Source organism: Halorussus vallis (assembly GCF_024138165.1).
Taxonomy (GTDB): domain Archaea; phylum Halobacteriota; class Halobacteria; order Halobacteriales; family Haladaptataceae; genus Halorussus; species Halorussus vallis.
This window is the reverse complement of record NZ_CP100000.1, coordinates 2,771,394-2,786,518: the sequence shown is the minus strand read 5'-3', so window position 1 is coordinate 2,786,518 and position 15,125 is coordinate 2,771,394. Positions and strand designations below refer to the sequence as shown.

Sequence of the window (15,125 nt, the reverse complement as noted above, 5' to 3'; positions counted from 1 at the left end):
TTAACAGCATTGTGATTGTCCGCGGGAAATACGCCGACGGGAGGAGTTTGCTGCGGGTGAGAGCGGGGCAGGAATGCGACGATTACTAGCTATGAGAATCGTTGTAGTTGGGGACAGCCCGAACGTCTTCGGCCACTCGTGACGAAACGCGACAACAACGGAGATAGTGACCACCTCGAAAGTCCCGCCTGGAGGCCAGTGCAATTGGACGCCTCCGGTAGTTTAGTTCACCGGCGGTTACGAGGGTGAGCGTCCGGCGTGGCGCGCGCTGGCGTGAGTTCATCTCACGCCATCTCCGTGCGAGGGACGACCGAGCGCCTCGAAGAGGCGCGACGGAGTCGGTTGGGGAGGCGTGTGGCGGTCGCGGTGCGGTCCGGAAGTGAGTGGATGAAAGGGGCCGGCGGCTACGCGAACCCCGGCGAAGTAAGCACTGGAAGGAGCGAGCGCAGTGAGCGACTGAAGCGCGCAGCGAGCCGCGGGAGCGTAGCCACCGGGGGCTTTCAAAGTGCTTTTATCTACTGTAGTTCTCATCATTCGCGACGAGCGCCCGGGGGCTTTCGAGGCGGTCACCGCTTCGATTTCCGCGTCTTTCCTGCAATCACCTACACGCTTTTCGTCTCCGTCTCCGACTGAATCGTATGACCACCGAAATCTCGATAGTCGTCTACGAGGGCTTCGACGAGATGGACGCCGTCGCGCCCTACGAGGTGTTCTCGACCGCCGCGAGCCGCGGCGGGGACCTCGCCGTCTCGCTCCGCACCCTCGAACCCACCCAGCGAGTCACCGCCATCCACGGCCTCCGAATCGAACCAGACGGCGTCCTCGCCGAAACGGACCCCGACCTCGTGGTCGTCCCCGGCGGTGGGTGGAACGACCGCGCGCCCGCGAGCGTGTGGGCCGAAGCCGAGAGGGGCGACCTGCCGGACGCCCTGGCGGAACTCCACGCCGACGGGACGACCCTCGCGGCGGTCTGCACCGGCGGGATGCTCCTGGCCGAATCGGGGGTTCTGGACGGTCGCCCGGCGGTCACGCACGCGGGCGCGCTGGACGACCTCCGAGAAACCGACGCCGCCGTCGTCGACGCTCGCGTGGTCGACGACGGCGACGTGCTCACGGCGGGCGGCGTGACCTCGGGACTCGACCTGTCGCTCCACCTCGTCGCGAAGTACTGCGGCGAGGATGTCGCCGACGCGGTGGCGACCGAGATCGAGTACGAACCGCGGGGTGAGGTCCACGGGCAGGGCTGAGACTCACCACCAGCGACCGTCGGGCCGCTCACTCTGCTCGGGCCGGACGCCCCACAGCGCGGCCGAGTGCATCTCGACCGGCGAGAACGGTTCGAAGTCGCCCTGTCCGCACATGTTCCAGTAGCACTCCTCCCGGCGGTTCCAGTAGACGCCGTTGAAGTTGAACTCCGTACAGTACCAGTCGCTGCGGGCGTCGAGCACGAAGTCGACGCCCCACGTCGCCTCGTCGAACTCGGCGGCGATTCGCTCGGCGTACCGTCGGGGCGTCGAGAAATCTGCCTCGGCGAGGACCGGTTCGAGGTAGTCGTATCGGCCCGCGCAGACCATCTCGTCAGCGTCCGGGTCGGCCGGCGTCTGACCGACGACCTCGCCGTCGTCGACGAAGAACCGAATCGAGGGGTGACACGAGTGGGCCGGGAACCGACAGAAATCGAGGTCGAGCCACTCCCGGACGACCAGACCCTCGCCGTGGGGCCAACCCTGCTCGTCGTTCTGATCGAGGAGCGACGCAACGGTCCGGTCGACGGCTTCCGGGTCGGGCCGCGGGACGAACGACCCCTCGCGCAGGCGGACGGTCGCGGCCTTGCGCTGGGTCCGGACGAACGCCCGGTGGAGGTCGCGTTCGCGCATGAATCGGAGAATTTCGTCGGTGTCCCAGCGGTAGCCGTCCTCGGTCGCCTCGAGCGTGACGAACGTCGTTTCGGGGACCGGCACGTCGAGGGAGTTCAGTCGCTCCCAGTAGTAGCCGACCTCGCCGCGCTCGTCCTCGAAGTCGGCGAAGAACAGCGAGACGGCGGGGGACATGGCGGAACGGTCGGCCCGCGTCGTCATCAAGTCGGCGGAGGTGTGCGTGAGGATACCATAGAGGGGACTCGCCGGAACGCGCTATTCGTCGGCCAGTAGTCCGTACCGAACGACGTCCCGGTACTCGCCGTCGACGAACGCCTCGTCGCGGAAGACGCCTTCCTCGACGAAGCCGACCTTCTCCAGTACTCGCTTCGAGGCCTCGTTGTGAGCGAACGCCTTCGCGGTCACCTTGTGGAGTCGGAGGCGGTCGAACCCGTGCGCCACGACCGTCCGAGCCGCATCGGTCGCGTAGCCGTTGCCCTGTGCGTGGGGCGCGACCCAGAAGGCGAGTTCCGCGCGGCCGTACACGTCGTCGTTCGGCTTCTCGCGGATGAGATACACCAGACCGACGGGGTCACCGTCGGCAGACACGACGAGCGCGAGCGTGTCGTCCGAGCGGCCGAGCGTCCCGCCGAGCCGCCGTCGGACCTCCTCGGGCCCGGTCGGCAGGTTCGCGCTCCGAGTGCGGCGCACCGCGGGGTCGTTCTCGTGTTCGAGCAGGAATTCGACGTCGTCCTCGGCCGGAACGCGGAGGGTGACGCGGTCGCCGTCGAGGAACTTCGGCCCGGGCATACGTCGTCGTTCGCGACCGGGCGACTAAAAGTGTCGTATCGGTGTAGCTTCCGCGTCGGCGACTCACTCCTCGCGGCGTGCGACTTCGTGCCGACCGAACCCGTAGCGGAGCCGGTTCGCCAGTCGGCGGGAGAACCGGCCTTCAGCGGGCGCACGCGAGCCGAACCGCTCGACGAGCGCCTGATAGATGAGCGGCAGGGGAACCTCCTGTTCGAGGGCCTCCTGGACGGTCCAGGTGCCGGTCGACCCACCCGCGACGTGGTCGTCGACGTCGCCGAGGTCGGTGCCCTCCTCGCGGAACGCCTCCTCGCAGAGTTCGAGCAGCCACGACCGGATGACCGCGCCGTTGTTCCACGTCCGGGCCACCTTCTCGAGGTCGAGGTCGTAGCGGCCCTCCGAGAGCAGCTCGAACCCCTCGCCGTAGGTCTGCATCAGCGCGTACTCGACGCCGTTGTGGACCATTTTGACGTAGTGGCCCGACCCGGCCGGCCCCATTCGGTCGTGGCCCTCGGGGCCGGTCGCCACCGCGTCGAAGATCGGGACCAGTTCGTCGTAGGCCCACTCGGGGCCGCCGACCATCAGCGAGAAGCCGAGTTCCGCGCCCGCGGGTCCCCCCGACGTGCCGCAGTCGAGGTAGGCCGCGGGGGTCGACTCGGCCCGGCGCACCGAGTCCTCGAAGTGGGAGTTGCCGCCGTCGACCACGACGTCGTCCTCGTCGAGGTGGGGTTCGAGGTCGTCGAGCGCGGCGTCGACCGGTTCGCCGGCGGGCACCATCAGCCAGATGCGCTTCTCGTCGCCCAGCGCTTCGGCGAGGCCGACCACCGAATCGGCGGCGGTCGCGCCCGCCTCCTCGGCGGCCGCGACGGCCTCTTCGTCCAGGTCGAAAGCCACCACATCGTGGCCCACGTCGAGTACTCTGTCGACGACGATGCGGCCCATCCGGCCGAGTCCGATGACGCCCAGTTGCATGCGAGGAGGTGGTTCGGGGGCGAAGGTAGGGGTTGCGGTTCGGGTCGCCGGCGCGAAGACAGGAGAATCGGGTCAGGGGGTCGAGTCCGGCTCGGGGAGGTACGCCTCGTGCTGGCTGTAGAGGTACGCCGCGATGGCACCGTTGGCGACCAGCGTGACGAGGCCACCGAGGCTGCCGAACCAGAGCGCGACGAGGCCGACCAACGCGCCCGCGGCGAACATGATGACGCCGAAGCCCCACGCCCACGTCCGCGCCCGGAAGAGGCCGTAGTAGAGCGGGAATTTCGCGAGGAGGAACGGCGACAGCAAGAGGAGGATTCGCTCGGCGAACAGCGGCGGCATCGCGGTGACCGAGAACAGGAGCGCGAAGACGAACGGGTCGACGACGATGCTCAGGACGCAGATGGCTTCGACGTACTTCGGGGTCGCGGCGGCGCAGTCACGGCAGAGTTCGGCTCTCTCGCGGGTGCTCGCGCCGCACTTTTCGCAGGCCATGCCCGCGTGATTCCGGCGGAGCGACTTGAACATGGGTGTCTAGTTACATCGTTACGAGCGAGCAGCGAGTTCCGATGCAGTCGCGGTCGAGGAGCCGTCGATTCGACCGGATTCGTCCGGAGTCCCGTAGAGCCGCGATTACGTCCGAAGAATCCTTCCGGGAGACGAGAACCTTTATCAAGCCCGACCCACTCCTTTGTGGCATGAGGCTGACTGTGTCGGTAGTACGTCGAACAGTATAGCGCAGCGGCGCGTCTTTCTCGCGGCAACGACGACCCGACGGAGTCAGCGATAGCTACATCATGACCGACGTTCCCGACAGTTACGACCCCCAGACAGTCGAACCGAAGTGGCAGGAAGAGTGGCAGGACGCGGAGGTCTACCACCACGAGGGCGAACCCGACTACGTCATCGACACCCCGCCGCCGTACCCGACCGGAAACCTCCACATCGGCCACGCGCTCGGGTGGAGCTACATGGACTTCGCCGCGCGGTTCCACCGCCTGCTCGGCGACGACGTGCTCTTCCCGCAGGGCTGGGACTGCCACGGCCTGCCGACCGAGGTGAAGGTCGAGGAGGAAGAGGACATCCACCGCACGGAGGTTTCCCGCGAGGAGTTCCGGGACCTCTGCATCGAGTACACCGAGCGACGCATCGACGGGATGAAGGAGACGATGGGCGACCTCGGCTTCTCCCAGGACTGGTCGGCGGAGTACCGCACCATGGACCCCGAGTACTGGGGCAAGACCCAGCGGTCGTTCGTCGAGATGGCCCGGGGCGACGAGGACGAGAGCTACGTCTACCGCGACGAACACCCCGTCAACTGGTGTCCGCGCTGTGAAACCGCCATCGCCGACGCCGAGGTCGAGAACATCGACCGCGAGGGGACGCTCTACTACGTCACCTTCCCCGGCAAGGGGAACGACGACATCGAGATCGCCACGACCCGACCCGAACTGCTCGCGGCCTGCGTCGGCATGGCGGTCGACCCCGACGACGAGCGGTATTCCGACCGAGTCGGCGACACCTTCGAGGTGCCGCTGTTCGGCCAGGAGGTCGAACTGGTCGCCGACGACGACGTCGACGGCGACTTCGGCACCGGCGCGGTGATGATCTGCACGTTCGGCGACAAGCAGGACGTGACCTGGTGGGCCGAACACGACCTCGACCTCCGGCCGGTGTTCACCGAGGACGGTCGCCTGGGCGAACTCGCCGGCGAGTACGAGGGCCTGACCATCCAGGAGGCCAAGGGCACCATCGCCGAGGACCTGGAGGAAGCGGGCTACCTCGAAGACTCCGAACCCACCAACCAGTCGGTCGGCGCGTGCTGGCGCTGCGACACCCCCATCGAGATCCTGAGCAAGGAGCAGTGGTTCGTCGAGGTCCGCCAGGACGAGATTCTGGAGAAGGCCCGGGAGGTCGAGTGGATTCCCGAGCACATGTACTCACGGCTCGAGGACTGGACCGAGAGCATGGAGTGGGACTGGGTCATCTCCCGCCAGCGCGTGTTCGCCACGCCCATCCCGGCGTGGTTCTGCGGGGAGTGCGACCACATCCACGTCGCGGACGTCGAGGAACTCCCGCTCGACCCCACCGAAACCGACCCCGCGGTCGGCGAGTGCCCCGAGTGCGGCGCCGACGACTGGGAGGGCGAGACCGACGTGATGGACACCTGGATGGACTCGTCCATCTCGCCGATGCACGTCCAGGGCTGGCCCGACGAGGAGTTCTCGCCGACCAGCCTCCGACCCCAGGGCCACGACATCATCCGGACGTGGGCGTTCTACACCCTGCTCCGCGTGACGGCGCTGGAGGACGAGAAGCCGTGGGAGCAGGTGCTGATCAACGGCATGGTGTTCGGCGAGGACGGCAACAAGATGAGCAAGTCCCGGCCGGAGTACGTCGTCAGCCCGACCGAGGCCATCGAGGAGTACAGCGCCGACGCGTTCCGGCAGTCGCTCGCGCTCGGCGGCCAACCCGGCAGCGACATCCAGTTCCAGTGGAAGGAGGTCAAGTCGGCCTCCCGGTTCCTCACGAAGCTCTGGAACATCTTCCAGTTCGCCTCGGGCCACTTCGACGAGGAGACGCCCAGAATCTCGGACCCGGCCTACCGCGACGCCGACCGGTGGATCCTGACGAAGCTCTTCCGGACCGCCGAGGCGGTCGAGGAGGACATGCGGGCCTACCGCTTCGACTCGGCGCTCCGGAAACTCCGGGAGTTCGTCTGGGAGGACCTCGCCGACGACTACGTCGAACTCGTGAAAGGACGCCTCTACGAGGGTCGGCCCGGCGAGCGCGACGCCGCCCGCGCGACGCTCTACACCGCGGTTTCGGCCTCGGTCCGGATGCTCGCGCCCTTCTCGCCCCACTTCGCCGAGGAGGTCTACCACCACTTGCCCGGCACCGACGGTAGCGTCCACGTCGCGGGCTGGCCCGACGTCGAGTTCGCCGACGAGGACGCAGAACGCAAGGGCGAGGTCGTCGCCGAGGTCGCCAGCACCGTCCGGGCCTGGAAGTCCGACGCGGGGATGGCGCTCAACGCCGACCTCGACCGCATCGAGGTCTACTCGGCGGACGGCCGCCAACTCGACACCTACGACCTGAGCGAGACGGTCAACGCGCCGGTCTACCCCGAGGAGGGTAAGCCGAACGTCGAACTCGTCCCGGTCGGCGTCGACCCCGACCACAGCGTCATCGGCCCGCAGTTCCGCGACAAGGCCGGCCAGGTCATCGGGGCGCTGGAGTCGGCCGACTTCAACCAACTGAAGAACGACAAGGAGATAGAGGGCGAGATCACCCTCGAAGTCGACGGCGAGGACGTGACCATCGACGGCGACGCGGTCGACATCGTCGAGGAGTACCGCGCCGAGAGCGGCGAAGAGGTCGAGGTGCTGGAAACCGACAACGCCACCGTGCTGGTCTTCCCGTAACACCTCTCGTTTTCGTCGTTGATTTTGTCCGGTTTCGGGTTTCGTGGTCGGTGGCGCATTTTCGTGGCAGTTGCGGGGAAACCGAGTCGTGAACCGCCAGCAGTCGTATCCGTGACAGCGGCCGCAACCGCGACAGCCTCCGGAACCGCAACAGTGACCGCTACTTACACGACTCACATGAGTTACCGCGCCGCCACCGCAGGCCACAGGCCTCCCCAGCCGATTCGCTCGTTCGCTGACGCTCACTCGCTCATCCCTCGCGCGAATTGGCGTGAGATGAACTCTCGCCAGCGCGCGCCACGCCGAAGGTCAGTATCGCGTATCTTCACAGCCGCCGTGGCGCGCGCAGTCGCGGTGCGGTTGCGGTACTCATGTGAATCGTGTGAGTAGCAGTCACGGCGGAGTGAACCGTTATTGTGGTCGCGATGTCCAGATGGGGGAATCGAGAACGATAGCGTTCACACCGTCGAAGAACCAACATAACTCCGAACAGCAAACTCTCCCCATCAGAATCGTCGTGGTTATCACGACAAAACCCCAAGCGCGTTCAGACAATGGACGAACGCACGCGCGACCACGCCGAGGTACTGGTCGACTGGAGCACCCGCGTCGAGGCGGGCGACGACGTAGTGGTGCGGGTGGACGACGGCGCCCACGACCTCGCGGTCGCGGTCGCCGAGAAACTGGGCGAGGTCGGGGCGAACGTCCTGCCGACCTACATCTCCGACGAGGTCGAGGCGGCGTTCGTTCGGGGCCACGACGGCGGCTTCGACGAGGATCCCGACTTCGAACTGGCGATGCTCGAACGGGCCGACAGCGTGCTGTCGCTCCGCGGGAAGACCAACGTCGCCGAGAAGTCGAGCGCGCCGGGCGACCGCCTCGCGGCGTACAAGAAATCCCGGCAGGGAATCCGGACCGCCCGGCTCGACACCGACTGGGTGGCGACCCAGCACCCCACGCGCGCCCACGCCCAGCAGGCGGGGATGGGCTACGAGGAGTACCGCGACTTCGTCTACGACGCCGTCCTCCGCGACTGGGAGAGCCTCGCCGACGAGATGGCCAACATGAAGGAGTTGCTCGACGCCGGGAGCGAAGTCCGCCTCGTCAAGGAGGACACCGACCTGACGATGTCCGTCGAGGGCCGGACCGCGGTCAACAGCGCCGCGTCGGTGGCATACGGGAGCCACAACCTCCCCAGCGGCGAGGTGTTCACCGCGCCCTACGACCCCGAGGGCGAGGTGTACTTCGACGTGCCGATGACCCACAACGGCGTGCGCATCCGGGACGTCCGCCTGACCTTCGAGGACGGCGAGGTCGTCGACTGGTCGGCCGAGGCCGGCGAGCAGGCGCTCACTGACGTCCTCGAAACCGACGATGGCGCGCGCCGACTCGGCGAACTCGGCATCGGGATGAACCGCGGCATCGACCGGTTCACCGACAACATCCTCTTCGACGAGAAGATGGGTGACACCGTCCACCTCGCGGTCGGCCGAGCCTACGGCGACTGCCTCCCCGAGGGCGAGGAGGGCAACCAGTCGGCGGTCCACGTCGACATGATAACCGGCGTGAGCGAGAACTCGCGGATGGAGATCGACGGCGAGGTCGTCCAGCGAAACGGTCGGTTCCGGTGGGAAGACGGCTTCGAGGCGTAATCGAGCACCTTTTGGTCCGGATTTTGGGAGCGAGCGAAAACCTATCAAAAACGAGCGGTCGAGCCGCGAATAGCACGATTCGGCGATGCGTGGACGCATCGCCGAATTGCGGACCCCCGGGCACCACCCTCTCGTTTCTCCGGCCCGAACTGCGGCCATGGAACTCGAAGCCGTTCTCGTCGGCGCGACCGTCGACGCCGCGGTCGCGACGTTCGCCGCGCTCGTCGCGCTGCCGGCGGGCGCGCGCTGGCCGGCCTTCGCCGCCGTGGCGGCCGCCGGCCTGGTCGGCGGTCACCTCGCCGGCCGAGTCGCCGGCGGAACGTTCCGCCGGCGACTCGGCCACGGCGTCCTCGCGGGCCTGCTCGGCGGCGCGGCGTTCGCGGTCGCGGTGTGGTGGTCGCTCCAGCCGGGTGCGCCGAACGGGGCGCTCTGGCCGGTGAACTACCTGCTCGCGACGGCCGGACTGCCGACCGACCTCGCCGCGCGCTATGACGTGGCGCTCGGCGTCGCCGCGGCGACCACCTGCGGACTACTCTACGTTCTCGAAGGTGCGCTGGCCGGCGGTGCCGCACCGGGCGGCGACGCCGAGGCGGTCGTCCTCCGGGAGTGAGCGAGTCGGCGGGTCCACCTGCGGTGGGCGCTACGCCGTTCTGCCGCGAGCGAACGGAGTGAGCGAGCGGGCCGAGGAACCGTCGAAGAAGCGGCCGCAGGCCGCTTCAGAGGCGGTGACGCTGGCTTTTGGTCCAGATTTTCCCAGGGAGGAAACGCCGCGAAGCGGCGTTTCCGACCGCAGGAAAAGGTGGGGCGTTAGTCCCACCAGTTCGAGCGGCGCTGGCGGTAGGAGGCGTCGCGGAACGGCGCGGGCCACTCGCCGGGGTCGTGGAAGCCGAAGCCGTAGCCCAGCCAGTAGCCGACGTGCCAGCCGACGGCGTCGGTCGCGAGGCCGCTCACGGTGACGTGGAGGTTGTCGTAGCGTTCGAGCGCGCCGTCGCCGTCGGGGTCGACGCCCTGGACGCGCCCGCACGACCCGCTCTTGGCGTCCCGACACGGCAGGCTGTCGGCGAACTCGACGACCACGTCCGCGGTGCTACGGTTGTCGGTGACGGTGTAGGAGACGTTCGCCGGGACGGTGCCGTTCGCGCCCGCGGCGTAGTAGTCGAGGGCGTGGCGGACCTGCCGGCGCGCGGCCGCCAGGTTCGAGGCGTTGTCGTCGTCGACGTACACCGTGAAGTTCGAGTCGCGCCACGGTAGCGTCCGGTCGGTCGCGTTCGTCATCGGGAGCGTCGTCAGTTGGGAGGTGTGGGACATCACCCGCTGTGGTTCGGCGGAGTGGTTCAGCCCGAGCGTGTGACCGAGTTCGTGCTGGAGGATGAGCCGAGTCGAGTTGTTCGAGTAGCTACCCGCGATCTCGACCGTGATGGGCCGGGAAACCTGACCGCGCCTGGTGACGTAGGGGGCACAGCCCGCGGGGTCGGTGACGTTCGCGCACTGTTCGATCTTGTCGACGAACTTTACCACGACGTCGACTTCCTCGCCGCGTCCGGCGGTACCGCCGCTCGCGTTCGAGACGAGTTCGTAGTCGACCGGGAACCCGGCGTATTCTTCGCTGCTGTTCGACCAGAAGCCGAGCGCGTCCCGGACGAGGGGTCGGAAGTCCCGCGACTCGTTGGCGGTGTTGTTGACCGCGACGGTCAGCGTGGACTCGCCCCACGGGTTGGCCCGCGAGGTTCCGTCGTCGGGCTTGAGCGCCCGGTGGTCGGACGGGGAGGCCGTCTCTGACGGACCGCCGGAACCGGGAAGGGTGGTCGCGCACCCGGCGAGGACGAGGAGGACGGCGACGAGGAGTGTGCGCCACATCACCACAGTTGACAACGTCGTCGGTATTCAAGGTTTGCCGTCAGATTCATAACAGTCGAATTCCGCGACGTGGGAGTACGACTCCGACTCGACCTGTACGGTCGCGTGGTCGATGTCGAACTTCCGACCTAACTCGGACTGACAGCGGGAGACGACGGCGTCCGGAGACGTTCCGTCGGCGACGACCACGTGGGCCGACAGCGCGGTGTGGGTCGAGTCGAGCGCCCAGACGTGGACGTCGTGGGCGTCGACGACGCCGTCGAGTCGTTCGAGGTACCGGGCGACCTCCTCGACATCCACGTCGCGCGGGGTGCCCTGCAGGAGGATGTTGAGGCTGTCGGCGAGCAAGTCTTTCGCCGAATAGAGCACGAGCGCCGCGACGAGGAGCGCGAAGAGCGGGTCGAGCACCAGCAGGTCGGTGTAGACCAGCGCGACACCGACGACGACGGCGGCGACGCTCCCGAGCGCGTCGGCCAGCAGGTGGAGGAACGCGCCCTCGACGTTCAGCAACTCGCGGCGACCCCGGAGGACCCACGCCGCCGCGAGGTTGGCCCCGAGTCCGGCGACGCCGACGCCGACCACCACCAGCGGGCGGACCTGACGTGGGTCCTGGAACCGCCGGAACGCGTCGTAGAGGATGTAGCCGACGGTGACGAGCAGGAAGACGCCGTTGAGGAACGCCCCCAGCACTTCGGCGCGCTGGTAGCCGTAGGTGCGCTTGGGGTCGGCGGGCCGCGCGGAAACCCACGCCGCGAGCAGGGCGAGGCCGAGGCTGGCGCTGTCGGCGAGCATGTGGATCGCGTCGGCCAGCAAGGTGAGCGAGTCGGCGTACAGCGCGCCGACGAACTCCACGACGAGGAACCCGGTGTTGATGGCCAGCGCGACGGCGAGCGCCCGCAGGGGAGCGTCGCCGGTGTGGTCGTGGCCGGGATGTCGTGAGCGGTCGTCGTGGTCGTGGGCCATACGTGTCGTTGGGATTTCGGGTCCGGGCGTCTTGTGTTTCTTGGGCTAGCGAGTGGGTGTCGTTACTACGACTGGGACTTGGAGGAGTCCCCGACAGCAACCGTTTCTCTGACGACTCCTCGACAGCGACCGCCACTCGCACGATTCACATGAGTACCGCACCGCCGTCGGACCGCTGGTCCGACGAGGTCACACTCGCTTCGCTCGCGTGACCGCAACCGCACCGCAACCGCGGACCACACGCCTCCCCAACCGACTCCTTCGCGTCTCTCCGAGACGCTCAGTCGTCCCTCGCTCGGTTTGTCGGCTCACGAGGAGCCGACTGCGCGCGCCACACCGGAAACGAGGCTTCGAAATCCCGTCTTTTGGTCACGGCGCGCGCTGGCGCGACCTCGCGGTTTGGGGTCGCGCCCATGCGCGCGAGGTCTGCGCGAGTGAAGCGAGCGCAGGCTCGGAGGACGCGGTTAGTCCTCCGGTGGATGACCGAACGAGCGCCGCAGGCGCGAGTGAGGGAATCGGCTGGGGAGGGCGTGGCTGCGGTCACTCACTTGCATCGTGCAAGCTAGCTTCTCCGAGAACGCGTCTTCTCTCGACCCGGTCGACCTACTAACTCCCCCGAGAAAGCATCGTCTTTGCTCGTCTCGAATCAGCCAGCTAGCTTCTCCGTAAAAGCACTATCAGCCCGCTCAAAACAGCAAAGACCGATTCACGCCCGAACCCCCAAGCCGACCTACTCTTCGGGTTTCACGCCGGCCAGACGCAGTGCGTTGCTGGTCACGCCGAGGCTCATCCCCATGTCGCCGACCAGGATGGCCAGCCACACTGGGACCAGTCCCAGCGGCGCGCCGGCGGCGAGCACCGCCTTGACCGCGAGGCTGGCGAAGATGTTCTGGCGGATGACGCCGTTTGCCTTCCGGGCCAACCGGTGGAGGTAGGGCACCTTGAGCAGGTCGTCGCCCAGCAGCGCCACGTCGGCGGTTTCGATGGCGGCGTCGGTGCCGGCCGCGCCCATCGCCACGCCGACCGTGGCGGCCGCGAGCGCCGGAGCGTCGTTGACGCCGTCGCCGACCATCGCCACGTCGCGGTCGGCCGCGATGTCGGCGACCGCCTCGGCCTTGTCCTCGGGGAGGAGTTCGGCCCGGACGTCGCCGACGCCGACCTGCTCGGCGACCGCGCGGGCGGTGCGCTCGTTGTCGCCGGTCAGCATCACGGTGTCGAGTCCCCGGGCGTGGAGGCGCTCTATCGTGGTTCGCGCCTCGGGGCGGACCTCGTCGGCGACCGCGAGCACGCCCTCCAGTTCGTCCTCGGTGCCGACCAGCACGACCGTCTTGCCCTCGCTCTGGAGTCGCGGTACCACGTCGGCCACCAGGTCGAGGCAGTCCTCGCGGTCCGAACAGCGGCTCTCGGCCGCTTCCGCGACGACCTCGCCGGTGGCGAGGTCGTCGCTCTCGTCGGCTTCGCCCGCCTCGTCGGCGGCCGACTCGCTTCCGGCGAGTCGGCCGCCGTCGGTCGAGAGGTGGACGTGTTCGAGGTCGAAGCCGAGTTCGGCGAACAGCGAGGGGTTGCCCGCGTAGTGGGTTACGCCGCCGAGGTCGGCCCGGACGCCCTTGCCGGTGAGGCTCTCGAAGTTCTCGACCGCTCGCTCGTCGCCGTCGTGGGCCGCGACCGCGCCGTGGGCGCGCTCGACGATGGCCTGGGCGATGGGGTGTTCGCTCCGGTGTTCGAGGTCGTGGGCGCACCGCAGGAGGTCGGCCTCGTCGGTGCCGTTCAGCGACACCACGTCGGTGACCGCGAGTTCGCCCTTCGTGAGCGTCCCGGTCTTGTCGAACGCGACCGTCTCGACGCCGCCCATCGATTCGAGGTGCGGGCCGCCCTTGATCAGCACGCCGTTGCGCGCGGCGCTCGTGACCCCCGACACCACCGAGACGGGCGTCGAGATGACGAACGCGCACGGGCAGGCGACCACCAGCAGGGTCAGGCCCCGGACGAACCACTCGCGGAACTCCCAGCCGAGCACCAGCGGCGGGCCGAAGGCGGTCAGGAGCGCCGCCGCGACGACGATGGGCGTGTAGTAGGCCGCGAACCGTTCGATGAACTGCTCACGGTCGGTGCGTTCGCGGCCCGCGTCGCCGACCGACTCGACGATCTTCGAGAGGGTGGTTTCGTCGGCCTCGGCGGTCGACTCGACTTCGAGGTAGCCCTCCTCGTTGACCGTCCCGGCGTACACCTCGTCGCCGGGGGTCTTGCCGACCGGCACCGACTCGCCCGTGATGGGCGCCTGGTTGACCGCGCTGTCGCCCTCGGTGACCACGCCGTCGACGGGCACCTTCTCGCCCGGCCGGACGACCACGATTTCGCCGACCGCGACCTCCTCGACCGGGACGGTTTCCTCGGTCGTCTCGCCGCCGCAACAGTCGTCGCCGCTCTCGCAGGCGTCGGCCTCGCGTTTGACGGTCGCGGTGTCGGGCGAGAGGTCCATCAGCGACCGGACCGATTCGCGGGCGCGGTCCATCGAGAAGCGTTCGAGGAGTTCGGCGACGCTGAACAGCACCGCGAGCGAGGCCGCCTCGAAGTAGAAACCGACGGCCACCGCCGCGACGATGCCGGTGCCCATCAGCAGGTCGATGTCGAGGCTCAGGTTCTTCGCGGAGTAGTAGCCGTTCCGGAGGACCGCCTGGCCCGAAACCGCCGCCGCGAGCAGGAACAGTACCCCCGAGACGTGGAACTCCCGGCCGAGCGCCGAGAACAGCGCGGCGTCCGCGCTCGCGAACACGAAGTGGAGCGCGAGGCCGGCGAGCATGAGCGCGCCGCCGACCCACGTCTTGAGGGCGCGCGTGCTCGTCCAGACCGATTCGGCGTCGGCAACCTCCGGGCCGCCGCCGTCGCTCTCGTCCGTCGTCGCCGCGACCTCGTAGCCCGCACCCTCGACCGCCGCGACCAGCGACTCGCGGTCGGTCGTCTCGGGGTCGTAGGTGACCAGCGCCTCGCCGGTCGTCGGCTGAGTGTCCACGGAGTCGACGCCCGCCCGCTCCAGCGCCGACTCGACCTTACCGGCGCAGGAGGCGCAGTCCATCTCCGGCACCGAGAACCGCTCCGTGCGCTCGCCGTCGTCCGCCCCGCCCGACCCCGACTCGACCGCGTACCCCGCGGTCTCCACCCGCTCGCGGACGGCCGCGTCGTCGGTCGCCGCCGGGTCGTACGCCACCGTCAGCGTGCCCGTCGTCGCCGCCGCGTCGAGGTCCCGGATGCCGTCGAGGCGCTCGACGCTGGCGGTGACCTTCCCCGCGCAGGACGGGCAGTCCATCTCGGGAACCGAGAGCCTGACCGTCCGTGTCCTATCGTCGCTCATCGTCCGTGTGTAGTCGCCGAACGGTTATTAATCCCGCTGTCAGAGAACCCGGCTCAGTTAACTAAACCTAACAACGAATTCGGTCTTAGTTATTAACCGAAAGGGGGCGGCGGGATTAGTCGCACCTTATGTCGCCATTACCGGCGGACAAGGTCAGTTCACGACCGTTCATTACATCCTGCGGAAGTTGTAATCGTAAACAGAACAGAACGTACGCGCCGACTTATTGCGATGGATACCCACG

General features: G+C 68.1%; 11 protein-coding genes. 4 read left to right on the top strand and 7 right to left on the bottom strand.

Annotated features, from left to right (window positions below):
• Positions 1 to 638 precede the first annotated feature (638 nt).
• The gene (locus NGM07_RS14070) at positions 639 to 1,247 is read left to right on the top strand and encodes a DJ-1/PfpI family protein (protein ID WP_253512675.1); all 609 of its coding nucleotides are present in this window, start codon (positions 639 to 641) and stop codon (positions 1,245 to 1,247) included.
• Between the two features lie 3 nt (positions 1,248 to 1,250).
• Here the strand turns inward: NGM07_RS14070 and NGM07_RS14065 are convergent, their stop codons facing one another.
• The 4 genes from NGM07_RS14065 to NGM07_RS14050 form a co-directional block, all read right to left on the bottom strand.
• On the bottom strand, positions 1,251 to 2,051 hold the full coding sequence (locus NGM07_RS14065) for a hypothetical protein (RefSeq protein ID WP_253512673.1): 801 nt from the start codon (positions 2,049 to 2,051) through the stop codon (positions 1,251 to 1,253).
• Between the two features lie 81 nt (positions 2,052 to 2,132).
• Positions 2,133 to 2,666, bottom strand: coding sequence for a GNAT family N-acetyltransferase (locus NGM07_RS14060; protein WP_253512671.1), 534 nt, complete (start codon positions 2,664 to 2,666; stop codon positions 2,133 to 2,135).
• A 63-nt stretch (positions 2,667 to 2,729) separates the two neighbouring features.
• Positions 2,730 to 3,635, bottom strand: a complete 906-nt coding sequence (gene gnd, locus NGM07_RS14055) for a phosphogluconate dehydrogenase (NAD(+)-dependent, decarboxylating) (RefSeq protein WP_253512669.1) — start codon at positions 3,633 to 3,635, stop codon at positions 2,730 to 2,732.
• Positions 3,636 to 3,707: 72 nt separating this feature from the next.
• Positions 3,708 to 4,130 (bottom strand): hypothetical protein, encoded by a 423-nt coding sequence (locus tag NGM07_RS14050; protein ID WP_253512667.1) that lies wholly within the window; start codon positions 4,128 to 4,130, stop codon positions 3,708 to 3,710.
• A gap of 302 nt (positions 4,131 to 4,432) precedes the next feature.
• On the opposite strand from NGM07_RS14050, the gene NGM07_RS14045 reads away from it, so the two are divergent.
• The 3 genes from NGM07_RS14045 (at position 4,433) to NGM07_RS14035 (ending at position 9,322) form a co-directional block, all read left to right on the top strand.
• A complete protein-coding gene (locus NGM07_RS14045) occupies positions 4,433 to 7,060 on the top strand; it encodes a valine--tRNA ligase (protein WP_253512666.1) in 2,628 nt (875 codons plus the stop codon).
• 554 nt (positions 7,061 to 7,614) lie between these two features.
• Positions 7,615 to 8,712 (top strand): aminopeptidase, encoded by a 1,098-nt coding sequence (locus tag NGM07_RS14040; protein WP_253512664.1) that lies wholly within the window; start codon positions 7,615 to 7,617, stop codon positions 8,710 to 8,712.
• A 157-nt stretch (positions 8,713 to 8,869) separates the two neighbouring features.
• Positions 8,870 to 9,322 (top strand): hypothetical protein, encoded by a 453-nt coding sequence (locus NGM07_RS14035; RefSeq protein WP_253512662.1) that lies wholly within the window; start codon positions 8,870 to 8,872, stop codon positions 9,320 to 9,322.
• A gap of 197 nt (positions 9,323 to 9,519) precedes the next feature.
• Here the strand turns inward: NGM07_RS14035 and NGM07_RS14030 are convergent, their stop codons facing one another.
• The 3 genes from NGM07_RS14030 to NGM07_RS14020 form a co-directional block, all read right to left on the bottom strand.
• A complete protein-coding gene (locus NGM07_RS14030; protein ID WP_253512660.1) occupies positions 9,520 to 10,569 on the bottom strand; it encodes a matrixin family metalloprotease in 1,050 nt (349 codons plus the stop codon).
• Positions 10,570 to 10,596: 27 nt separating this feature from the next.
• Positions 10,597 to 11,532, bottom strand: a complete 936-nt coding sequence (locus NGM07_RS14025) for a cation diffusion facilitator family transporter (protein WP_253512658.1) — start codon at positions 11,530 to 11,532, stop codon at positions 10,597 to 10,599.
• 730 nt (positions 11,533 to 12,262) lie between these two features.
• Positions 12,263 to 14,881: a heavy metal translocating P-type ATPase gene (locus NGM07_RS14020; RefSeq protein ID WP_253512656.1), complete on the bottom strand. Its 2,619-nt coding sequence runs from the start codon at positions 14,879 to 14,881 to the stop codon at positions 12,263 to 12,265.
• Between the last annotated feature and the right edge of the window lie 244 nt (positions 14,882 to 15,125).